The organism is Pseudomonas sp. B3G-3 (assembly GCF_028640915.1).
Classification (GTDB): Bacteria; Pseudomonadota; Gammaproteobacteria; order Pseudomonadales; family Pseudomonadaceae; genus Aquipseudomonas; species Aquipseudomonas chlororaphis_I.
The window spans coordinates 42138-63360 of the sequence record NZ_JAQZAB010000054.1 but is presented as its reverse complement, the minus strand read 5'-3'; the positions used below and the strand labels follow the sequence as shown (position 1 = coordinate 63360).

The window sequence follows — 21223 nt, the reverse complement described above, 5'->3', positions numbered from 1 at the left end:
TACCGTGCGCACCGGTCACCCAGATAAACGCCAGACAGGAGTACGAAGCATGGATGTCAAACTGCGAGAGGTTCAGCCTTTCTGCGTTTCGGGCTTGCAGGTACGTACCTGCAATGTCGATGAGCAACAAGCGGACAGCGCGCGGATCGGGCCGATGTGGGAGCGGTTTTTTGTCGAAGGCCTGTTCGACAGCATCGGCCACCGGCAGTCGGACTCGTTCATCTACGGCGTGTACTCCAACTACGAGTCCGATGCCTTGGGGCACTTCGATGTCACCGCCGGTGTGGCGGTGGGTGAGGGCAATGCCGACTATCCGCTGGTGCAGGTGCAGGGTGGCGAGTACCTGGCGTTCTCCGCCAAGGGGCCGATGCCGCAGGTGGTGATCCAGACCTGGGGCCTGGTCTGGGCCTACTTCGAGGACAATCCGCAGGTCCGTCGGCGCTTCGCCACGGACTTCGAGGTGTACACCGGGCCGGAATCGGTGTCGGTGTACATCGGCATTCAAGCCTCGGACGAGCCCTCGCGCTCGAGCAACTGACGCTTGCGCTCCACGCCCCAGCGGTAGCCGGACAGGTGGCCGTCGCTGCGCACCACCCGGTGGCAAGGGATCGCCACCGCCAGGCTGTTGGCGCCACAGGCCTGGGCCACGGCGCGAAAGGATTTCGGCGCGCCGATCCGCTGGGCGATCTCGGCGTAGCTGGCGGTGCTGCCCGGCGGAATCTCCTTGAGGGCCAGCCACACCCGCTCCTGGAAGGCCGTGCCTTGCAGGTCCAGCGGCAGGTCGAGGCCAATGGCCGGCGCTTCGATAAACCCCACCACCTTGGCCACCAGTTGCTCGAAGTCCTGGTCGGCGCCGATCAGGTTGGCCCGCGGGAATTTGTCCTGCAGGTCCTGCACCAGGGCATTGGGGTCGTCGCCCAGCAGGATCGCGCAGACCCCACGATTGCTCTGGGCGACCAGGATCGCGCCCAGGGAACACTGGCCGACGGCGAAGCGGATATCGGCGTTCAGGCCGCCGGCGCGGTAGTCACTGGGTTTCATGCCGAGCAACTGGTCGGCGGTTTCATAGAAGCGGCTATTGGAGTTGAAACCGGCGTCGTACAGCGCGTCGGTCACCGAATGGCCGTGCTCCAGCTGGCGCCGCACCCGCCGCGAACGGTGGGCGCTGGCGTAGCCTTTGGGGGTCAGCCCGGTGGCGGCCTTGAATACCCGGTGAAAGTGGAAACTGCTCATGCCGGCTTGCTCGGCCAGCTGTTTCAGGCTGGGCGGTGCTTCGGCCAACTCGATCTGCCGGCATGCGGCCGCTACCAGGCTGGCATGGTGCGCGGCTACCTGGGTCTGGTCGCTGGCGCTGCGTTTGCTCGGCCGGTAACCGGCGGCCTCGGCTTGTTCCGCGGTGTCGAAGAACTCGACGTTCTCCGGCCGGGGCAGGCGCGACAGGCTGCTGGGGCGGCAGTAGACCCCGGTGGTTTTCACCCCATAGACGAACTGGCCATCGGCGCGCGCATCACGGGCCAGGACGGCGAGCCAGCGGGGATCGCTTGCGGTGGTGGGCTTGGGCTGGACCATGGTCATGGACTCTACTCGGTGGCGGTTGTCGCTCAGATTAACCAAGGGCAGGGGGCCTGGCACTCCGAGTCTTGCGCTTGAATTCCCGCGGGATCAAGCGGCCCGGCGAAAGGTCAGGTTGATGCGCCGTGGGCCCAGCAGCGGGTGCGTGCCGTCCTTGAGCGGCAGCACGCCGTGATAGCGCAGGCGGTCGACGCCGCCCCAGACCACCACATCGCCATGCAGCAGCGGCACCCGCAACGGGCGGTCGCTGCGCCGCTCGCCACCCAGCTGAAACACCGCCGGCAAGCCCAGGGAGACGGAGACGATCGGCGCGTCGTAGTCGCGCTCGTCCTTGTCCTGGTGCAGGGACATGCGGGCGCCGGGCACATAGTGATTGATCAGGCAGGCGTCCGGATCGAACCCGGCAAAACCGGCCTGGGTCGCGGCGGCCTGGGCCAGTTCGCGCAACACTTCGGGCATCGCCGGCCAGGGCTGGCCGCTCTGCGGATCGATGGCGGTGTAACGGTAGCCGCTGCGGTCGGTGGTCCAGCCCAGCTCGCCGCAACTGCTCAGGCCGACCGACATGGTGAAGCCGCCCGGCGTGACCATCTGCCGGAACGGCGCGGCCCGCAGTACGTCACGCAGGGCTGGCAGCAGGCGCTCGACCCAGGGCAGGGCGAAGCCACGGAACACGAAGGACTGCGGGCCGACCTGTTCGGTGTGGGGCGCCTGTTGCAGTTCGGGTTCGCCGAACAGCTCGGCGGTGAAGTTAGCGTTACTGGGCATCGTGGAAGATCACTCCTAGCGTATGGCGGCGGCCGCTGTGCAGGCGGCTGACGCCATGGCGCAACGTCACCCGGTAATGGCCGCGCACGCCGGGTACCGGACGATGATGCACGGCGAAGATCAGCGCATCACCCTGCTTCAGATCGATGACCTGCGGCCGCGACTGCATGCGCGGGCGCTGTTCGGTGATGACGAATTCGCCGCCGCTGAAGTCGGCGCCGGGGCGTGACAGCAGGATCGCCACCTGCAAGGGGAATACGTTGTCGCCATACAAGTCCTGGTGCAGGCAGTTGTAATCCTGCGGGCCATATTGCAGCAACAAGGGCGTCGGCCGCTGCTGACCGGCGGCGTGGCAGCGCTGGAGAAAGTCTTCGTGTCGGGGCGGATATTGCACGGGGATATTCATCAGCTGGTTCCAGAGGTTGGCCAGCGGCATCAGGTGCGGATAGAGCTGGCCACGCAGTTCGGCGACCAGCTTCGGCAAGGGGTAGGCGAAATACTGGTATTCGCCGCGGCCGAAACCGTGCCTGGCCATGACCACTCGCGAACGAAACCATTCGCTGCGCGGATACAAACTGCTGAGCTCATGACATTCATCGGCGCTGAGCAGGTTGCCGATCACTGCGCTGCCGTCCTGGTCGAGTTGCCGCTCGATCGAGGGCCAGTCCAGGCAGGCAAGACGTTGTTCGAGGGAGGAGGCGGACATCCTGGCATTCCTGGGGCAGAGGCTGATATCCGCCAGTCTAGGAAGCGCGCGGGCCGCTCACACTCCGCTGCTTGCGCTCGAATTCGTCACAGAAGCAGGGGCTTACAGCGCCTTGCTCACGCTGACGTCGCTGATGACGTCGTCGGTCTGGCCGTGCAGGGCTTCCAGCGCGGCCTTGGCTTCTTCCTGAGTGCCACTTTCCAGCTGGGCGAACTCGAAACGGCGTTCGCCGTTGAGTTTGTATTTGATGACGTACTTGGTCGTTTGGGCCACGGTGATACCTGTTTGTCGCGGACTGGGGCGGGGTTCAGCGCAGTTTCGAGCTGGACCGGCGGATGATCTTGATCGAGTGGGTCAGGTTCGGCTTGCGGGTGACGCTGATGGGCCGGCGGTTGACGGTGTCGATGGTGATGTTCCAGAAGCCGGTGCTCGGTGCGGTGATCTTGGCCGGGAACTTGTCGAACGCGCCGCCATGATAAGTGTGACGTCCGCCGTTCTTGAAGCTTCGGAAGTTGGCGTCGTTCATCAGGCGGATGTTGCAGACCTGGGAGCATTCGATGACGACGATATCGTCTTCGTTGAGGTGCTCGCGCTGGTGGATAAATTTCATGGGCGCCTCCAGAAGGGCTTTTGCTACAAAATCAAAACGATGGCGCAGTTTATCAGGCCGCGGCCGGCGGCTTTGACAATTTAAAACAGTTATTTGCCGATTATTTAGGATAAATCTGACTGATCCGGAGAAAAATGCCATTTCTGCGGTCGGACGGTCTTTATCGGAGGAAATGTATGAAGTGGGGTGTGTTGATTCTGGCCTTGGCGATCAGTGGTTGTGCGACAGTCTCGGACATTAACCAGACACTGCCCACCCTGAACGTGATTTCAGGGAAAAAGCCGCAGGAGTACGCCAAGTGCGTCAGCGACAAACTGGCTGACAGCCGTGGCCAGTTGCAGGTCGAACCGCATAAGGACGGTATGCGCGTTATCGTTCCGCAGAAACTGTCGGCAGGGCCGACCGCGGTGTTCGATATCGAGGAACGTTCCGGCGGCAGCAGCATCAAGCTGCATGAAAGCATGTCCAATGTGCCCATGCGTCCGGGCGATATCCGCAAGGCGGCGGAGGACTGCATTTCCGGCTGATCGCCGAGGGATTTTTCAAGAGCCCGCCCTGGCCCGGATTTCCGTGGCGAGGGCGGGCTTTTTTGTGCCCGGTGACAAGGCAGGCTCGGTGGGTTTCGCGTTGTAGCCAAAGGTCTATTGGCCTACTCTTTGTAGGCTTATATAAAATAAGCCTAAGGATATAACTAGAAAAATGGAGTTCGCCATGATCCCCATGGATCGAATACTGCTGAGCAGCCTGATGCTGTTTTTTGTCGCCAGTGCCCAGGCCGTGGATGGGCAGAAAGTGTTTACCCAGGGTGGAGCGCAGCCCGGCGCCACGGCCTGCCTGGCCTGTCACGGTGGTGATGGTCTGGGTTTGGCAGCCGCCGGATTTCCACGTCTGGCGGGATTGTCGGCGGGTTATCTGCGCAAGCAGCTGGAAGATTTTCGCAGCGGTGCGCGCAGCAATCCGGTCATGCAGCCACTGGCCAAGGCCCTGAGCGATGACGAGATAGACGCGGTCAGCCAGACCCTGGCGGCCATGCCGGCTGTGACGCCAGCGCCGATCAACCGCAGCGCCATGGCCGAGGGGGTCGGTGCAAGGCTGGCCCTGCGCGGCGCCTGGGAACGGCAGGTCCCGGAATGCGTGATCTGCCACGGACCGGGTGGCGTGGGTGTCGGAGACGCCTTTCCGCCGTTGGCCGGGCAGCCCGCGGCTTATCTGGTCGGGCAGTTGAATGCCTGGCGCGACGGCACGCGCCGCAACGACCCGAACGATCTGATGGGACACATCGCCAAGGCCCTGAGCCCTGAGGAAATCACGGCGGTGGCCGACTACTTTGCCAAGGTCGGCAGCCTGTCCGCCAAGGCCGATAACCAGGAGCCCAAGCCATGAGCCGTGATCTTCTATTGGGCTTTTCCCTCGTCTTGCTGGCGACCCAGGTTCATGGCGCCGCGGTCACCATGGAAGACCAATCACAGTTGCGGGAGCCGGCAGCGAGTGCTGTCCATCCCCAGTATTTCCAGCCACCAGCAGAGAGCGAACTGCCAGACAATGCCTACGGCAAGATGGTCCGCGACGGTTATGCGCTGTTCGTCGACACCAAGCGCCTGGCGCCGAAGTTCGTCGGTAATGGGCTCAATTGCAGCAATTGCCACCTGGATCAGGGGCGGCTGGCCAACTCCGCGCCGCTGTGGGGCGCCTATCCGATGTACCCGGCGTATCGCAAGAAGAACAACAAGGTGAACACCTACGCCGAGCGCTTGCAGGGCTGCTTCCAGTTCAGCATGAACGGCACGCCGCCGGCTGCCGACAGCTACGAGATCTCCGCGTTGTCGGTGTACTCCTATTGGCTGGCGAGCAAGGCACCGATCGGTGTCGAGTTGCCCGGGCGTGGTTATCCCGAGGTGCCGCAACCGGCCCAGGGCTACGACCTGGCCCGTGGCGAGCAGGTGTACCGGGCGCAATGCGCGGTCTGCCATGGCGATAACGGTCAGGGTCAGAAGGTCGGCGCCGACTATGTCATGCCGCCGCTCTGGGGCAAGGACTCGTACAACTGGGGCGCCGGCATGCACCGGATCAACACCGCCGCGTCCTTTATCAAATACAACATGCCCCTGGGCAAGGCCGGCAGCCTGAGCGACCAGCAGGCCTGGGACGTGGCGGCGTTCGTCAATCGCCATGAGCGGCCGCAGGATCCGCGGCTGGTGGAGGGCTCCATCGAGAAGACCCGGCTCAAGTTCCACGCCAACGATGGGGTCAATCTGTATGGCCAGACGGTAGATGGCGTGCTGATTGGCCAGGGCATCCGATAAACTGTCGGCCATTGTCAAAGATGCCGTCGAAATCCAGGTTTCGGCGGCATCGTTTTTTGGGAGAAAGCATGAAGCGCGAAACAGTCCGGGAGAGGCATGCAGAGGGGCATATCTCTGCGACCCATGTGATTCAGAATCCGGCGAATTCCGGGGAATGGATCGTGTTCTTCAAGAAAAGCGCGGGGCGCAGCTATTTTCTTGTGGATGACAACGATGAAGTCGAGTCATTCGACCGGCTGGACGACCTGATCGAAACCATTCGCAACCTGGGCATCAAGTTTGCCGAGATTCATATGTAGGCCGGGTGTCTGTTACTTGCAGACCACTACGACACTGCGGCTTTTGTAGTTGCCGACATCCGCCCCCAGGGTCTTGTCGCTTTCCTTGAGTGACGGCGTGCCGTCGGTGCCGATGATCCGATAGCCGGTGCCGGCACAGGAGGCGTCGGCCTTTTCATAGCAGCTGGCCCAGGAGCTGGCCTCGCCGGAGCAATCGATGCTCAGGCCTTGTTCGCCGTTTTCCAGGTAGGTATCGGAAACGGTGGCGCATCCGCTCAGGACCAGTACCGCAGTCAGTGCCAGAAGTTTGTGCATGGGTGTGGTCGTCGTCGAGAAGTTTGAGCTCCGGGGGAGGGCTGGACACCCTTGGCGAGCGTCTTGGACGAGATGCTATAGCGAACCGCCACTGCGGTACAGATCGGCATGAAAAAGCCCTGCGCAGGGCAGGGCTCTTCGGTGCGGGGACAGTCTCAGGACTTGGGGCTGCGACGCGCCGAGGCGTGGCCAGCCGAGTCCTCGAACACCGATGCCACTTCGACCGCCATCGCCTCGCTGGCGAAAGGTCCGGCGACGTTCTCGCCCTGGGCACTGACCAGCCACCACTGACCGTCTTTCAACTGCTTGATCTGATAACCGTTTACGCTTTTTGTTGCCGACATTTATCTGCCTCGTTGGCGGGGTTCAAGGGCGCCATGATAGCGGTAAACGAGCCGCTGCAAGAGTGCGGACGAGGGTTCAAACGCAGAAAATCAAGGCTTTGCGGCCAGATGGCGGTTTACGGCGCGGGTTATCTGTACGATGCTGCGCAGCTATGTTCGCAGCCAGTGCGGAACTATCCGCGGCAATATTTCTCTTAGATGGCAGCGGTTAGCCAGCGCGGCCCATTGTAAGGTGCACGCGGCCTGATTAGACTGCGCCGAAATTCGTACGTACAGCCCTTTTAAGGACTCATATGATCAAGAAATGCTTGTTCCCAGCAGCCGGTTACGGTACTCGCTTCCTGCCAGCGACTAAAGCCATGCCCAAAGAAATGCTGCCGGTGGTGAACAAGCCACTGATCCAGTACGGCGTTGAAGAAGCACTGGACGCCGGCCTGAACGAAATCTCCATCGTCACCGGTCGCGGCAAGCGCGCCCTGGAAGACCACTTCGACATCAGCTACGAGCTGGAAAACCAGATCAAGGGCACCGACAAGGAAAAATACCTGGTCGGCATCCGCAAGCTGCTGGACGAGTGCTCGTTCTCCTACACCCGTCAGACTGAAATGAAAGGCCTGGGCCACGCGATCCTGACCGGCCGTCCACTGATCGGCGACGAGCCGTTCGCCGTGGTCCTGGCGGACGACCTGTGCGTGAACCTGGAAGGCGACGGCGTCCTGACCCAGATGGTCAAGCTGTACAAGCAGTATCGCTGCACCATCGTCGCGATCCAGGAAGTCGACCCGCAGGAAACCAACAAGTACGGGGTGATCGCCGGTGACCTGATCGGTGACGACCTCTACCGCGTGCGCAACATGGTCGAGAAGCCGAAGCCGGAAGACGCTCCGTCGAACCTGGCGATCATCGGTCGTTACATCCTGACCCCGGACATCTTCGGCCTGATCGAACAGACCGAGCCAGGCAAAGGCGGCGAGATCCAGATCACTGACGCCCTGATGAAGCAGGCGCAGGACGGTTGTGTGATTGCCTACAAGTTCAAGGGCAAGCGTTTCGACTGCGGTGGCGCCGAAGGCTACATCGAAGCGACCAACTTCTGCTTCGAACACTTCTACAAGACCGGCAAGGCTTACTGATAGCCCGCTTGGTCCTTGTACTGAAAAGCCACCTTCGGGTGGCTTTTTCGTTTTATGCCCCTATGTAAATCCTCTAGCGCTGACCGCATGCGCATCTGCGGTTATGCTGTCAGCCTGCCTGGGAGAGTGAAATGGCCTACGATTTTGATCTTTATGTAATTGGCGCCGGTTCCGGCGGTGTGCGTTCGGCGCGGTTCGCCGCGGGCTTTGGCGCGAAAGTCGCGGTCGCCGAAAGCCGCTATCTGGGCGGTACCTGTGTCAACGTCGGCTGCGTGCCGAAAAAACTGCTGGTGTACGGCGCCCACTTCGCCGAGGACTTCGAACAGTCCGCAGGCTTCGGCTGGAGCCTGGGCGAGGCCGATTTCGACTGGGCCACGCTGATCGCCAACAAGGATCGCGAGATCAATCGCCTGAACGGCATCTATCGCAATCTGCTGGTCAACAGCGGCGTGACCCTGCACGAAGGCCACGCCAGGCTGATCGACCCGCACCAGGTGGAGATCAATGGCCAGCGCTACAGCGCCAAGCACATCCTGATCGCCACCGGCGGCTGGCCGCAGATCCCGGATATTCCGGGGCGCGAACACGCCATCAGCTCCAACGAGGCGTTTTTCCTCAAGGAACTGCCCAAGCGCATCCTGGTGGTGGGCGGCGGTTATATCGCGGTGGAATTCGCCGGGATCTTCCACGGCCTGGGCGCGGACACCAAGCTGCTGTATCGCGGTGAGCTGTTCCTGCGTGGCTTCGACGGCGCGGTGCGCAAGCACTTGCAGGAAGAGCTGACCAAGCGTGGGCTCGACCTGCAGTTCAACGCCGATATCGAGCGTATCGAAAAGCAGGCCGATGGCAGCCTGAAGGTCACCCTCAAGGATGGTCGCGAGCTGGCCACCGATTGTGTGTTCTACGCCACCGGCCGGCGGCCGATGCTCGACAACCTGGGGCTGGAAAATACCGGGGTGAAGCTCGACAAGCGTGGCTTCATCGAGGTCGATGAGCAGTACCAGAGTGCCGAGCCGTCGATCCTGGCGATTGGCGACGTGATCGGGCGTGTGCAGTTGACGCCGGTGGCCCTGGCAGAAGGCATGGCCGTGGCGCGGCGTCTGTTCAAGCCGGAGCAGTATCGTCCGGTGGACTACAACATGATCCCGACCGCGGTGTTCAGCCTGCCGAATATCGGCACCGTCGGCCTGACCGAAGAGCAGGCGCGTGAAGCCGGGCACAAGGTGCAGATTTTCGAAAGCCGCTTCCGGCCGATGAAGCTGACCCTGACCGAGTGCCAGGAGCGCACGCTGATGAAGCTGGTGGTGGATGCCGACACCGACAAGGTACTGGGCTGCCATATGGTCGGCCCGGACGCTGGCGAGATCGTCCAGGGCCTGGCGATTGCCTTGAAGGCCGGCGCCACCAAGCGTGACTTCGACGAAACCATCGGGGTGCACCCGACGGCCGCCGAAGAGTTCGTCACCATGCGCACGCCGGTCGCCGGTTAAGCCTGTTCTGGCGGCTCCGGCCGCTGTTCTTCTGTTGCTGGCTGCGCCTCGGCCTTTGCGGCGGTAGCCAGTTGCAGGGCCTCCAGGCTGGCCTCGGCCTTGGCGGCGCGCAGTTCCAGTTGTCGGTTGTCCTGCAGCTGTTGCTCCAGGTTCTGCTTGAACTCATGACTCTCCAGCAAGGCGACGCGCAGGCGTTCCTGGAGGAGGGTGTGTTCGCTGTTCAGGCGGCTGGATTGCTCCATCAACTGGCCAAGCTTGCTGTCGGTCTTCTGTGCCTGCTCCTGCGCCTGGCGCAGCTCCTTCTGGGTGGCGCGCTGCTCGCTGGTCAGGCGTTCGTTGTCGCGGTGCAACTGGGTGATCTCGTCCTGGCGCACCAGGGCGCTTTGCTGGGCCTGGCGCAGTTCCTGTTGCACCTGTTGTAGCTGGCCTTCATGGCGGCGCTGATCCTGTTCGCGCTGTTCCTTGACCGCGCTGCGGTAGTGCTCGAGGGCGTCCCGGGCGTGCAGGTGCTTTTCTTCCAGCGAGCGAATCTGCTCGTCCTTGTCTTTCAGGCGCAACTCGAAGTCCGCCAGGGCCTGGTTCAGCCCGGCATTGCGCGTCTGTTCGCTCTGCAGCATGGAGCGGGTCTCCTGCAGCAGCGCGCTTTCGCTGGCCAGGGCTGACGTCTGGGTCTGCAGTTGTTGCCGAAGTTGGGCCTGTGCCTGCTCGGCTGTGGCCTGCTGCGCCACCAGCTCCCGATTCATTTCCTCCACCTGTGCCTGTGCCTGCTCCACAGGCTCCTGGGCTTGTTCGCGCAGGCGTTGGGCCATGCGCTGGACCAGTTCCGTCAGCTCTTCTTCCAGGGCTTCCTGGGGCGCGGCGCGGCGGGCTTCGCTCTGCTCCAGCTCCTTCAGGTAGCGATGGATGGTGGTCTTCGAGCCGGTATTGCCCATTTCGATGCGCACCGCATCGATGCTGGGGTGTTCGCCGCGGGCGAGGATTGCCGAACGGGCGATTTGCACCACCGCCTTGTTAACGCCGCCACGAGCCATGGGATCTCCTACGATTACGTACTTTTTTACGTGGTATGTATAAAGTGTAATTGTACAATAAAAACAAAGATAAATATTCGAATTATTGACATGGGATATACTGGTATTACCCCGTGTCATAGCTAGATCGCCCTGTTTCAGCCCGCCATTTCCGTACCGCAACACGAGTCGAGCAAGCCATGAGTGAACTGGATCGTTACCTGCACGCCGCGACCCGCGACAACACCCGGCGCAGTTACCGGGCAGCCATCGAGCATTTCGAGGTGACCTGGGGCGGGTTTCTGCCGGCGACCAGCGACAGCGTGGCGCGTTATCTGGTGGCGTACGCGGGGGAGCTGTCGATCAACACCCTGAAGCTGCGGCTCTCGGCCCTGGCGCAGTGGCACAACAGCCAGGGTTTCGCCGACCCGACCAAGGCGCCAGTGGTGCGCCAGGTGTTCAAGGGCATTCGCGCGCTGCACCCGGCCCAGGAGAAACAGGCCGAACCCTTGCAGTTGCAGCATCTGGAGCAGGTAATCGCCTGGTTGGAGCAGGAAGCCAGCCAGGCCCGGCTCGATGACAATCAACCGGCCCTGCTGCGCGCGCGGCGTGACAGTGCGCTGATTCTCCTGGGGTTCTGGCGCGGCTTTCGCAGCGATGAGCTGTGCCGGCTACAGATCGAGCATGTGCAGGCGGTGGCGGGTTCCGGCATCAGCCTGTATCTGCCCCGCAGCAAGAGCGACCGCGACAACCTCGGCAAGACCTGGCACACCCCGGCGCTGCGCCGGCTATGCCCGGTCCAGGCCTATATCGAATGGATCAACGTCGCCGCCCTGGTGCGCGGTCCGGTGTTCCGTGGCATCGACCGCTGGGGCCATCTGAGCGAGGAGGGCCTGCACGCCAACAGCGTGATCCCGTTATTGCGCCAGGCGCTGGAGCGCGCCGGGGTCGCCGCCGAGCAATACACCAGCCACTCCTTGCGCCGCGGATTTGCCACCTGGGCCCATCGCAGTGGCTGGGACCTCAAGTCGCTGATGAGCTATGTCGGCTGGAAGGACATCAAGTCGGCTATGCGTTACGTCGAAGCCAGTCCGTTTCTCGGCATGGCCCTGACCCAGGAAAAGCCGGTCGCCGAGTAAATACGCATTTCTTCTATTAATACTGCGCTCTAATAGCGAAACCTAATCAGCAGCATCAGCTTTGCCAATGAGCCTCGGCTGGGATCATTGGTTAGGATTCTCCCCATCAAGTTTTCAACCCAAGTTTTTACCCACTGATGGAGAATCACCGATGCCTATCATCAACAGCCAAATCAAACCGTTCAAAGCAACCGCTTTCAAAAATGGCGAGTTCATCGAAGTGTCGGACGCCACTCTGAAAGGCAAATGGTCCGTCGTGTTCTTCTACCCGGCCGACTTCACCTTCGTTTGCCCAACCGAGCTGGAAGACCTGGCAGACAACTACGCCGAATTCCAGAAACTGGGCGTGGAAATCTACAGCGTTTCGACTGACACCCACTTTGCCCATGCCGCCTGGCACAACACTTCGCCAGCCATCGGCAAGATCCGCTACACCATGATCGGCGACCCGACCCTGGCCATCTCCCGCAACTTCGACGTGCTGATCGAAGAAGCCGGTCTGGCTGACCGTGGCACCTTCGTGATCAACCCGGAAGGCCAGATCAAGATCGTTGAAATCAACGACGGCGGTGTCGGCCGTGACGCTTCCGAGCTGCTGCGCAAGATCAAGGCCGCTCAATACGTCGCTGCCCATCCAGGCGAAGTCTGCCCAGCCAAGTGGAAAGAAGGCGAGGCTACCCTGGCTCCTTCCCTGGACCTGGTCGGCAAGATCTAAGCCTGTGACTCGCTACAGCAGGGCGGACCGCCGCACCTAAGTCAGCTGCACCGCCCTCAAGAACGCCCGGGCGAGATTCGCTCGGGCGTTTTTTTTCGATCTGAATAAAAGGAAATCGCCCGTATGTTGGACGCCAATCTTAAAGCCCAGTTGAAGTCATACCTGGAACGGGTCACCCAGCCGATCGAGATCGTTGCCTCTCTCGACGACGGTGCGAAATCCCAGGAAATGCTCGAATTGCTGAAAGACGTTGCCAGTCTTTCCAGCCAGATTACCTTGCTCGACAACGGTAACGATGCACGTAAACCATCGTTCTCGATCAATCGCCCGGGTGCCGACATCAGCCTGCGTTTCGCCGGCATCCCCATGGGCCACGAATTCACTTCCCTGGTGCTGGCCTTGCTGCAAGTCGGCGGCCACCCCTCGAAAGCCAGTGTCGAAGTGATCGAACAGATCCGCGCCCTCAAAGGCGAGTTCAACTTCGAGACTTACTTCTCGCTGTCCTGCCAGAACTGCCCGGACGTGGTCCAGGCGCTGAACCTGATGGCGGTGCTGAACCCGAACATCCGCCACGTCGCCATCGACGGCGCGCTGTTCCAGGACGAAGTCAACGATCGCAAGATCATGGCGGTCCCCAGTGTCTACCTCAATGGCGTGAACTTCGGCCAGGGCCGCATGGGCCTGGAAGAAATCCTCGGCAAGCTCGACACCGGCGCCATCGAGAAGCAGGCGGAAAAAATCAGCGCCAAGGACGCCTTCGATGTCCTGGTGGTCGGCGGTGGCCCGGCCGGTGCGTCGGCGGCGATCTACGCGGCCCGCAAAGGCATCCGCACCGGTGTCGCGGCCGAGCGTTTCGGCGGCCAGGTGCTGGACACCATGGCGATCGAGAACTTCGTCTCGGTCCAGGAAACCGAAGGGCCGAAACTGGCCAGCGCCCTGGAAGAGCACGTTCGTCAATACGACGTCGACATCATGAACCTGCAGCGCGCCAGCGCGCTGGTGCCGGCCAAGGAAGTCGGCGGCCTGCACGAAGTGCGTTTCGAAAGCGGCGCGAGCCTCAAGGCCAAGTCGCTGATCCTGGCCACCGGTGCCCGCTGGCGCGAGATGGGGGTGCCCGGCGAGCAGGAATACAAGGCCAAGGGCGTGTGCTTCTGCCCGCACTGCGACGGTCCGCTGTTCAAGGGCAAGCGTGTGGCGGTGATCGGTGGTGGTAACTCCGGCGTCGAAGCGGCCATCGACCTGGCGGGTATCGTCAGCCACGTGACCCTGCTGGAGTTCGACAGCAAGCTGCGCGCCGACGCCGTGTTGCAACGCAAGCTGTACAGCCTGGCGAACGTCAAGGTGATCACCAGCGCGCTGACCAGCGAAGTCAAGGGTGACGGCCAGAAAGTCACCGGCCTGGTGTACAAGGACCGCGATTCGGGCGAGTTCAACACCGTCGACCTGGAAGGGATCTTCGTGCAGATCGGTCTGCTGCCGAACACCGACTGGCTCAAGGGCACTGTCGAGCTGTCGCCCCGTGGCGAGATCATTGTCGATGCCCGTGGCGAGACTTCGCTGCCCGGCGTGTTTGCCGCCGGTGACGTGACCACCGTGCCGTACAAGCAGATCGTGATCGCGGTAGGCGAGGGCGCCAAGGCTTCGCTGAGTGCCTTCGACCACCTGATCCGCACCTCCGCGCCGGCCTGAGTCGACAGCGGAAAAAACAAAACCCCATGAGCCTTGGCTCATGGGGTTTTTTGTTGGTGGCTTCTGTAGGAGCGAAGCTTGCTCGCGATCAACGATAACGCGGTGAGTCAGGCAAACCGCGTTGTGCCTATCGCGGGCAATACAGGTGGGTTACAGCGGCGCTGGCTGGATGATCTCCACCCAGTAGCCGTCCGGGTCCTTGATAAAGGCCAGGCTCTTCATGCGGCCGTCGTTCAGGCGCTTCTGGAAATCGCAGCCCAGGGCTTCGAAGCGCTCGCAGGCGGCGACGATATCCGGCACCGAAATGCAGATATGGCCAAAGCCGCGCGGGTCGGTGTTGCCGTTGTGATAGGCGAAAGCCGCGTCGTTCTCGGTGCCGTGGTTGTGGGTCAGCTCGAGGATGCCAGGGATCGATTTCATCCATTCGGTACGGGCCGCGGCGTCGGCCGGGATCTGCGCCTTGTCCACCAGGGCGAGGAAGTACAGGCTGAATTCGGCTTCGGGGAAGTCGCGTTTTTCCACCAGCGAGAAACCCAGGACGCGGGTGTAGAAATCCAGGGACTGGGTGATGTCCTTGACCCGCAACATGGTGTGGTTGAACACAAAGTTGGTAGTGGCGGTGTCAGGCTGGGCAGTCACGCCGGGGAAAGTATTGAGTTCGTGCAGGCTCATGGGCCCTCCGGAAAAGAAGTGGGGCAAACGGCGCTCGCGCTGACGAGCAGTCCCTTGGCTTGCAGGGCTTCGGGCGTCCTTGCGGTCGGGCAATGATACGCAAGAGCGGCAGGGCGCACCAAACACAAAGCTACGAACCTGTTGCTCGATACTCCTGCCAGCCTCAGACTTCAGGGCCCGCCCCCTACGTGTTCATGACCATGCGCTTATCGTTCAAAACCCTGTGCCTGCTTGCGTCCTGGCTTCTGCTTCCGGCCCTGGCCGAGGCGGCGGACCCGGTGATCACCTGGCCCAGCGGCTGGCAGATCGAAGAGTTGCCACAGGCGCAAGAACAACCGGCCAAGGTATTCCGCCAGCGCGCGGTGAAGAACGATGCCGGCGGTACGCCGTTGATGGTCATGGAGTTGACCATGACTCAAGTTGAAAGCGGGCATCAGGTCAATTTGCAGGCGGTCTTGCTGGAGATGCGCAAGTCGGTGCAGAAGGACTTTGGGCGCGGCGGTTATCAAAGTGTGTGCACGCGCATTCATGACACGACATTGAGTCGTCTGGCGGCGCTGGAAACCACTTGCACCATTACCGAAAACGGCCGCCATGTGTTGTCGCAAACACTGGTGGCGGCTGTCGATGGCGATAAGGCCTATGTATTGTCTTATGCCGGACAGGCTGCGGTTTATGCCGAAAGCCAGGAGGAAATCCGCGGGGTGCGAAGTAGCCTGAAACTTTAACAGGACGATTGTGCTACGTCGGCCAGCGCGTTTCGCGCCTTTGAACTAAATACAAAGTTGTAGGATCGGGCAGGGGGATTGGGGGGGCAGCTGCAGTTTCGGCTGGGTGTTTATTGCCGCTCAGGCAATCTATGGGCTGCAACTTATTCGATTTCGAAACAAACAGCCTTCGTTTAAAGGTAAAGACCCTGCATAGGCAGGGTCTTTTATATACATCGGTTACTTAACTGCGCAGCCAGGAATCTACAGTGGCAGCGCCGTACTGTTCTTTCCAGGCTTTAAGGCCGCGATGATTGCCGCCCTTGGTTTCGATCAACTCGCCGGTGTGCGGGTTCTGATAAACCTTGACCACGCGTGCACGACGGGTTTTCGGCGCGCCCGAGAGCGGCAGAGCGGATTTGCCCGGATGAGGATCGAGAATGGCGATAATGTCGCGCAGGCTTTTGCCGTAGGTCTTCATCAGGCCCTGGAGCTTTTCCTCGAACTCGATTTCTTTCTTGAGTCCGGCGTCGTTCTTCAGGGATTCCAGCTGGGCGAGCTGTTCTTGAAGGGCCTTTTCTGCTGCACGAAATTCAGCGAGTCTGGACAATATCTTTACTCCAATAGTGTATTTGGCTGATACCAACCGCAAACAAAGCTATAAGCCAAGAGCCTTAGAACGACTCGATTATAATGGCCCACCTGCGAATCTTGTACAGGCTGGAAAAATTGTAGTAGTTAATCTGGCGCAAGTAAATCATGGCGTTGTTGGTGCACACAATTTGTCATCTTCTGATTCAAATTGGTGCGTGAAACAATTGCCGAGTTCAATAAATTTTCATCAGAAATGGCTATTTAATGGCGCGCCAGCGCTTGTAGGAAATCTTCCCCGGGCATCGGTCTGCCGAATAAGTAGCCTTGTAGGAAATCGACTCCATGGGCGGCCAGATAGTCCTGTTGTTCCGCTGTTTCCACACCCTCGGCGACTATCCCCAGTTCGAGTTTGCCCGAGAGTTCGATGATGCTGTCGAGTATGTGGCGGGACAGGGCGTCAACCCCAATCATGGCCACGAAGCTCTGGTCGATCTTCAGATAGTCGACATTGAACTTGCGCAAGTAACCCAGGCTTGAATGGCCGGTGCCGAAGTCGTCGATGGCGATCATCACCCCCAACTTGTGCAGTTCCTCGAACAGGCTGTGGGTGATCGCGGTCGGCTCCACCAGTTCGCGTTCGGTCAACTCCAGGACCAGGCGCACCTTGCCCGGCGGGAACAGGTCGAGAAACTCCCGGCAATCCTCGAGCAACTCCAGGTCCTGGCAATGGCTGGCGGTGATATTGATGCCGATATGAAAGTCGTCGATGAAGGTATGGGCATGAGGCGCCAGCAGCAGGGCGGTCTGCTGCATCAGCGAACGGGTCATGGGCACGATCAGGCCGGAATGCTCGGCGAAGGGAATGAACAGGTCCGGACGCACCAGGCCTTCACGAGGGTGTTTCCAGCGCATCAGTACTTCGATGCCGGCCCACTGCTTGGTGTCGCCACGCACCACGGGCTGGAAGTACGGGATGAACTCGGCCGCTTCCAGGGCGCGTTGCAGTTCATGACTGGGGGACGACGAGCGCTTTTGCAGCCAGTGGCCAAGGACCGCCGCCAGCACCCCGAAAAAGATCAGCAGGCTGAACAGGGCAGGGTACTGGGACTTCATGTAGAGCCAGATATCGCCCTCGGGGAACCCCGCGTTGACGCTGTAGGGAAAGCGCGAAGAGGCCATCCGATAAGGGGCTACCGGGGGCGGCGGGGCGACGGATTCGTGGACCTGGCCATCGTCGGCCAGCCAGTAGGGGCCCACTTGCAGTTGCAGCTCGGCAAAGCGGCTGATCAGGCGCAAGGCGTTGCTCAGGTGATAACCGTCGATGCTGGCCAGGACCGCGCGTTCGCCCTCTTGCAGGCGATAGACCAGCAGCGCGGTGTTGGGCGTGACCGGGTTGCCGTCCATCAACCACAGCTTGCCGTCGACATAGTTGGCCGGGTCCAGCTCGAACGAGGACGGGCCGAGCAGCGAGCTGCAGTAATTGTCATTGCGCCACACCAGATTGGTCGAGCGCACGAACGGGCGGCGAGTCACCTGTTCGCGCAGGGCCAGTTGCCGGAAATCGTCGCAGGGCTGGCCGACTTGCGCCATCAGCGACCGGGCGGCGATGTCGGTGTTGTCGAGCATCAGGTCGAACTGGCGGATCGCTTCCTCGGCGGTCTGCTGGCTGCTGTGGATCAGCGCGCGCTCGGCCTGCATATAGAGGATGACCACGCCCAGCGCTACCGGCAGCAAGCCGATCAGCAGGGTCCACAGATTGCGGGTAGAGCGTTTCAGCGGGCCTTTGGCGGTCAATGGCATGGAGGAAAAACCTGTGGCGAAATGGAGGCCAGAAAACACTCAAAAGCCGCTGGACGGTACGGCGGCATCCGGTCCATGGGCATGATAGACGGTGGCCCCGGGTTGCGCTCAGTCACGGCGATACAGACTCCGCGCCTGCTCGATAAAGGCCAGGGTCGCCGGCGACGCCTGCCGCCGGTCCAGCACCGCCAGCCCTACCTGGCGCCGGGCGGGGGGTGACAGCGCCTTGACCCGATAACGCGGGTCGTTGGCCTCGGGCAGCGACAATTGGGCGACCAGGGTCAGGGCATCGCCGCGGGCCACGGTCTCCAGGGTGCTGAGCAGCTGCGAGCTGCGATAGCGGATGTTGGGGCTGAGCCTGGCCGCGAGGAACAGCCGGGAAACCAGCTCGGCGGAACCGGCCTCGGTGAGGATGAACGGGTCGTCGCACAGCTCGGCAAGGCTCACCGAGTCCTTGGCGGCCAGCCCATGTTGGCTGGGGATCAGCGCCACCATCTGGTCTTCCACCAGGGCGAAGCAGTCGAAGCGCTCCTGGGGCAGCACCACGAAGCCGACATCGATGCGCCGTTCCTCCAGCCATTGCAGCACCTGGCGGTCGGGCCCCTCGTCGATGTGCACCTCGATACCGGGATGGGCCTCGCGGTAACTCCGGAGGATCGCCGGAAGCAGCTTCATCGACGAGGTCGGGCCGAACGAGCCGATGCGCAAGGTGCCGCGTTTCATGCCGCGGGCATCGGCGGCTTCCTGTTCCATGGTGGCGGCCAGGCCGAGGATGGCGCGGGCTCGCAGTAATAGTTGCTGGCCGATATCGGTGAGTTCCACCAGCGACTGATGCCGGCGGATCAGTTCGACCCCGAGTTCCTGCTCCAGGGACTTGAGCGCGTGGGACACCGCCGACTGGCTGATGCCCAGGCGGCTGGCGGCGCTAGTGAAACCGCGCAGCTCGGCCACCAGGGAGAAGATCTGCAGTTGGCTCAGGGTCATGAGTAAAAGCTCATTTTACGATGATCGGGCATTAGTCGAAGAATACCCGAACCTTCCTTGATCCGCGCCTCGGGGCCTTATGAAAACTGTCGATCAAACCTGTGCCGGGCCTTCCGATCTGCCGGTGTATTGCAAGCTGGCGGCGGTCACCATGATCTGGGGCGGCACCTTTGTTGCCGGGCGGCTATTGGCGGGTACCTTGGAGCCTTTGCTGGCCGCCAGCCTGCGTTTTCTCCTGGCCAGCCTGGCCTTGCTGCTGTTCCTGGCGATCGCCCGGATTGCCCTGGTGCGCCCGAGCCTGGCGCAGTTCGCCCAGCTGGCGGTGCTGGGGTTTTTCGGGATCTTTTTCTACAACCTGTGTTTCTTCGAGGGCCTGCAGTCGATCAATGCCTCGCGCGCCTCGTTGATCGTCGCGCTCAATCCGGCGGTGATTGCCCTGGCGTCCTGGGCGCTGTTCAAGGAGCGCTTGAGCGGCGCCAAGCTGTTCGGCATTGCCTTGTGCCTGGGGGGCGCGGGGGTGGTGATCCTCAGTCGTGACCCGGGGGCCTTGTCCAGTGGAGCGGGCAGTGGGCGCGGGGACCTGCTGATTTTCGGCTGTGTGCTGGGCTGGGGCGTCTATTCGTTGTTTTCGCGCAACCTGAACCAGACCCTGGGCCCGTTGCAGACCGTGACCTATTCGATCCTGCTGGGCACGGCAATGCTCTGGAGTACCACCGCCCTGCGCGGCGAGGTGCGCCTCGAGGCACTGGCGAGCCTGACCCTGGAGCAGGGCCTGAGCCTGCTGTACCTCGGCGTGCTGGGCTCGGCCCTGGCCTATATCTGGTATTACGACGGCCTGCGCAAGATCGGCGCGACCCGTTCGGGAGTGTTTATCGCGCTCAATCCGCTGACCGCGGTGATCCTTGGCGCGCTGCTGCTGGACGAGCGCCTGAGCCTGGCCATGTGCCTGGGCGGCGTGCTGATCCTGTGGGGCATTTACCAGTGCAACAAACCCCTTGCGAGCCTGGAAAAAAAGCGGATTTTATAGAGAGTGCGGACAAACAGTTTTACGCTGTGTAGAATCTGGTTACGCATACAATAATAAAGTCTTCTGGCAGCAGAAGCCTCGCCCCCCAGCCGGTAAGACAGGGTCGACATGAAGATTCTCGGGTTTCAACTGATTTACGGTGATTTCCTCGCGCGCAGCGTGCGGGGCATCTCTTGCGCGCCACCTGCCTGCCTCAGCATTGCTAGCCACTAACGATCCGTTAATTTCTAAAAGCATGATGAGGCGCCAACCATGGCAGATATCTTCGAAAACCCGATGGGCCTGATGGGCTTTGAATTCATCGAATTCGCATCACCTACCCCCAACACCCTCGAGCCGATCTTCGAGATCATGGGTTTCACCAAGGTCGCGACCCACAGGTCCAAAGACGTGCACCTGTATCGCCAGGGTGCGATCAACCTGATCCTCAACAACGAGCCCCACAGCGTCGCTTCGTACTTCGCCGCCGAGCACGGCCCGTCCGTGTGTGGCATGGCGTTCCGCGTCAAGGATTCGCAAAAGGCCTACAAGCGCGCCCTGGAACTGGGTGCCCAGCCGATCCACATCGAAACCGGCCCGATGGAGCTGAACCTGCCGGCGATCAAAGGCATCGGCGGCGCGCCGCTGTACCTGATCGACCGCTTCGGCGAAGGCAGCTCGATCTATGACATCGACTTCGTCTACCTCGAAGGCGTGGACCGCCATCCGCAGGGCGCTGGCCTGAAGATCATCGACCACCTGACCCACAACGTGTATCGCGGGCGCATGGCCTACTGGGCCGGCTTCTACGAGAAGCTGTTCAACTTCCGCGAGATCCGTTACTTCGACATCAAGGGCGAATACACCGGCCTGACCTCCAAGGCCATGACCGCACCCGATGGCATGATCCGCATCCCGCTGAACGAAGAGTCATCCAAGGGCGCCGGGCAGATCGAAGAGTTCCTGATGCAGTTCAACGGCGAGGGCATCCAGCACGTGGCCTTCCTCACCGACGACCTGGTCAAGACCTGGGATCAGCTGAAGAAGATCGGCATGCGCTTCATGACCGCGCCGCCGGACACCTACTACGAAATGCTCGAAGGCCGCCTGCCGAACCACGGCGAGCCGGTGAACGAGCTGCAGTCGCGGGGCATCCTGCTGGACGGTTCCTCGGAAGAGGGCGACAAGCGCCTGCTGCTGCAGATCTTCTCGGAAACCCTGATGGGCCCGGTGTTCTTCGAATTCATCCAGCGTAAAGGCGACGATGGTTTCGGCGAGGGCAACTTCAAGGCACTGTTCGAATCGATCGAACGCGACCAGGTCCGTCGTGGCGTGCTGTCCACCGACTAAGCCGCGGCCTGGCTGACGATCAAGCCCGGTCGGGGAATTCT

25 protein-coding genes are annotated in these 21223 nt (G+C 61.5%); 13 read left to right on the top strand and 12 right to left on the bottom strand.

Features of this window, described 5'->3' with window-relative positions; genetic code table 11:
• Positions 1-49: 49 nt before the first annotated feature.
• Positions 50-538 carry a GyrI-like domain-containing protein gene (locus PVZ80_RS00840; RefSeq protein WP_041983416.1) on the top strand — a complete coding sequence of 163 codons (489 nt, stop codon included), beginning with the start codon at positions 50-52 and terminating at the stop codon, positions 536-538.
• Here the strand turns inward: PVZ80_RS00840 and ada are convergent.
• From ada to PVZ80_RS00815, 5 genes are all read right to left on the bottom strand, one after another.
• Positions 502-1575 carry a bifunctional DNA-binding transcriptional regulator/O6-methylguanine-DNA methyltransferase Ada gene (gene ada, locus PVZ80_RS00835; protein WP_009049349.1) on the bottom strand — a complete coding sequence of 358 codons (1074 nt, stop codon included), beginning with the start codon at positions 1573-1575 and terminating at the stop codon, positions 502-504. The two genes, PVZ80_RS00840 and ada, sit on opposite strands and share 37 nt — an antisense overlap.
• 87 nt (positions 1576-1662) lie before the next feature.
• Positions 1663-2337 (bottom strand): DNA oxidative demethylase AlkB, encoded by a 675-nt coding sequence (gene alkB / locus PVZ80_RS00830; protein ID WP_028682529.1) that lies wholly within the window; start codon positions 2335-2337, stop codon positions 1663-1665.
• Complete coding sequence (locus PVZ80_RS00825; RefSeq protein ID WP_273863314.1) at positions 2327-3043, bottom strand: 2OG-Fe(II) oxygenase; 717 nt, start codon at positions 3041-3043, stop codon at positions 2327-2329. The genes alkB and PVZ80_RS00825 overlap by 11 nt, the downstream gene beginning before the upstream one ends.
• Positions 3044-3145: 102 nt before the next feature.
• Complete coding sequence (locus PVZ80_RS00820) at positions 3146-3316, bottom strand: hypothetical protein (RefSeq protein ID WP_007921734.1); 171 nt, start codon at positions 3314-3316, stop codon at positions 3146-3148.
• 34 nt (positions 3317-3350) lie between these two features.
• Positions 3351-3653 (bottom strand): DUF1883 domain-containing protein, encoded by a 303-nt coding sequence (locus PVZ80_RS00815; protein ID WP_007921735.1) that lies wholly within the window; start codon positions 3651-3653, stop codon positions 3351-3353.
• Between the two features lie 176 nt (positions 3654-3829).
• On the opposite strand from PVZ80_RS00815, the gene PVZ80_RS00810 reads away from it, so the two are divergent.
• From PVZ80_RS00810 to PVZ80_RS00795, 4 genes are all read left to right on the top strand, one after another.
• Complete coding sequence (locus PVZ80_RS00810; protein WP_009049346.1) at positions 3830-4180, top strand: hypothetical protein; 351 nt, start codon at positions 3830-3832, stop codon at positions 4178-4180.
• A gap of 184 nt (positions 4181-4364) precedes the next feature.
• The gene (locus PVZ80_RS00805) at positions 4365-5036 is read left to right on the top strand and encodes a c-type cytochrome (protein WP_009049345.1); all 672 of its coding nucleotides are present in this window, start codon (positions 4365-4367) and stop codon (positions 5034-5036) included.
• Positions 5033-5956: a c-type cytochrome gene (locus tag PVZ80_RS00800; RefSeq protein WP_110176490.1), complete on the top strand. Its 924-nt coding sequence runs from the start codon at positions 5033-5035 to the stop codon at positions 5954-5956. The genes PVZ80_RS00805 and PVZ80_RS00800 overlap by 4 nt, the downstream gene beginning before the upstream one ends.
• A gap of 68 nt (positions 5957-6024) precedes the next feature.
• Positions 6025-6255, top strand: a complete 231-nt coding sequence (locus PVZ80_RS00795) for a hypothetical protein (RefSeq protein WP_007921740.1) — start codon at positions 6025-6027, stop codon at positions 6253-6255.
• Between the two features lie 12 nt (positions 6256-6267).
• Here the strand turns inward: PVZ80_RS00795 and PVZ80_RS00790 are convergent, their stop codons facing one another.
• Both PVZ80_RS00790 and PVZ80_RS00785 read right to left on the bottom strand, forming a co-directional pair.
• A complete protein-coding gene (locus PVZ80_RS00790; protein WP_009049343.1) occupies positions 6268-6549 on the bottom strand; it encodes a hypothetical protein in 282 nt (93 codons plus the stop codon).
• Between the two features lie 155 nt (positions 6550-6704).
• Entirely contained in the window at positions 6705-6893 is a 189-nt protein-coding gene (locus PVZ80_RS00785) for a hypothetical protein (protein ID WP_007921742.1), read from the bottom strand.
• Positions 6894-7186: 293 nt separating this feature from the next.
• Between PVZ80_RS00785 and galU the strand changes: the two genes are divergently transcribed.
• Positions 7187-8026, top strand: coding sequence for a UTP--glucose-1-phosphate uridylyltransferase GalU (gene galU, locus PVZ80_RS00780; RefSeq protein WP_025129986.1), 840 nt, complete (start codon positions 7187-7189; stop codon positions 8024-8026).
• A gap of 131 nt (positions 8027-8157) precedes the next feature.
• A complete protein-coding gene (gene gorA / locus PVZ80_RS00775) occupies positions 8158-9516 on the top strand; it encodes a glutathione-disulfide reductase (protein ID WP_273863313.1) in 1359 nt (452 codons plus the stop codon).
• Here gorA and PVZ80_RS00770 read toward each other — a convergent pair.
• On the bottom strand, positions 9513-10547 hold the full coding sequence (locus PVZ80_RS00770) for a DNA-binding protein (protein WP_028682534.1): 1035 nt from the start codon (positions 10545-10547) through the stop codon (positions 9513-9515). The two genes, gorA and PVZ80_RS00770, sit on opposite strands and share 4 nt — an antisense overlap.
• Before the next feature lie 179 nt (positions 10548-10726).
• Between PVZ80_RS00770 and PVZ80_RS00765 the strand changes: the two genes are divergently transcribed.
• The 3 genes from PVZ80_RS00765 to ahpF all read left to right on the top strand — a co-directional run bounded on the left by PVZ80_RS00765 (position 10727) and on the right by ahpF (position 14069).
• Positions 10727-11665: a site-specific integrase gene (locus PVZ80_RS00765; RefSeq protein WP_038632844.1), complete on the top strand. Its 939-nt coding sequence runs from the start codon at positions 10727-10729 to the stop codon at positions 11663-11665.
• Between the two features lie 151 nt (positions 11666-11816).
• The gene (gene ahpC, locus PVZ80_RS00760) at positions 11817-12380 is read left to right on the top strand and encodes an alkyl hydroperoxide reductase subunit C (protein WP_273863312.1); all 564 of its coding nucleotides are present in this window, start codon (positions 11817-11819) and stop codon (positions 12378-12380) included.
• Between the two features lie 123 nt (positions 12381-12503).
• Positions 12504-14069 (top strand): alkyl hydroperoxide reductase subunit F, encoded by a 1566-nt coding sequence (gene ahpF, locus PVZ80_RS00755; protein ID WP_009049338.1) that lies wholly within the window; start codon positions 12504-12506, stop codon positions 14067-14069.
• Between the two features lie 150 nt (positions 14070-14219).
• Here ahpF and gloA read toward each other — a convergent pair whose 3' ends face one another.
• Positions 14220-14741 (bottom strand): lactoylglutathione lyase, encoded by a 522-nt coding sequence (gene gloA / locus PVZ80_RS00750; RefSeq protein ID WP_009049337.1) that lies wholly within the window; start codon positions 14739-14741, stop codon positions 14220-14222.
• Between the two features lie 200 nt (positions 14742-14941).
• On the opposite strand from gloA, the gene PVZ80_RS00745 reads away from it, so the two are divergent.
• Complete coding sequence (locus PVZ80_RS00745) at positions 14942-15469, top strand: DUF4946 domain-containing protein (protein ID WP_009049336.1); 528 nt, start codon at positions 14942-14944, stop codon at positions 15467-15469.
• Positions 15470-15692: 223 nt separating this feature from the next.
• On the opposite strand, the gene PVZ80_RS00740 is transcribed toward PVZ80_RS00745, so the two are convergent.
• From PVZ80_RS00740 to PVZ80_RS00730, 3 genes are all read right to left on the bottom strand, one after another.
• A complete protein-coding gene (locus PVZ80_RS00740; protein WP_009049335.1) occupies positions 15693-16058 on the bottom strand; it encodes a histone-like nucleoid-structuring protein, MvaT/MvaU family in 366 nt (121 codons plus the stop codon).
• A 245-nt stretch (positions 16059-16303) separates the two neighbouring features.
• Positions 16304-17842 (bottom strand): EAL domain-containing protein, encoded by a 1539-nt coding sequence (locus tag PVZ80_RS00735; protein ID WP_028682537.1) that lies wholly within the window; start codon positions 17840-17842, stop codon positions 16304-16306.
• A gap of 108 nt (positions 17843-17950) precedes the next feature.
• Positions 17951-18826, bottom strand: a complete 876-nt coding sequence (locus PVZ80_RS00730; protein WP_273863311.1) for a LysR family transcriptional regulator — start codon at positions 18824-18826, stop codon at positions 17951-17953.
• 79 nt (positions 18827-18905) lie between these two features.
• Between PVZ80_RS00730 and PVZ80_RS00725 the strand changes: the two genes are divergently transcribed.
• Together PVZ80_RS00725 and hppD are read left to right on the top strand one after the other, a co-directional pair.
• On the top strand, positions 18906-19853 hold the full coding sequence (locus PVZ80_RS00725) for a DMT family transporter (protein ID WP_135006667.1): 948 nt from the start codon (positions 18906-18908) through the stop codon (positions 19851-19853).
• 252 nt (positions 19854-20105) lie between these two features.
• Complete coding sequence (hppD, locus tag PVZ80_RS00720; protein ID WP_038578556.1) at positions 20106-21182, top strand: 4-hydroxyphenylpyruvate dioxygenase; 1077 nt, start codon at positions 20106-20108, stop codon at positions 21180-21182.
• Positions 21183-21223 lie beyond the last annotated feature (41 nt).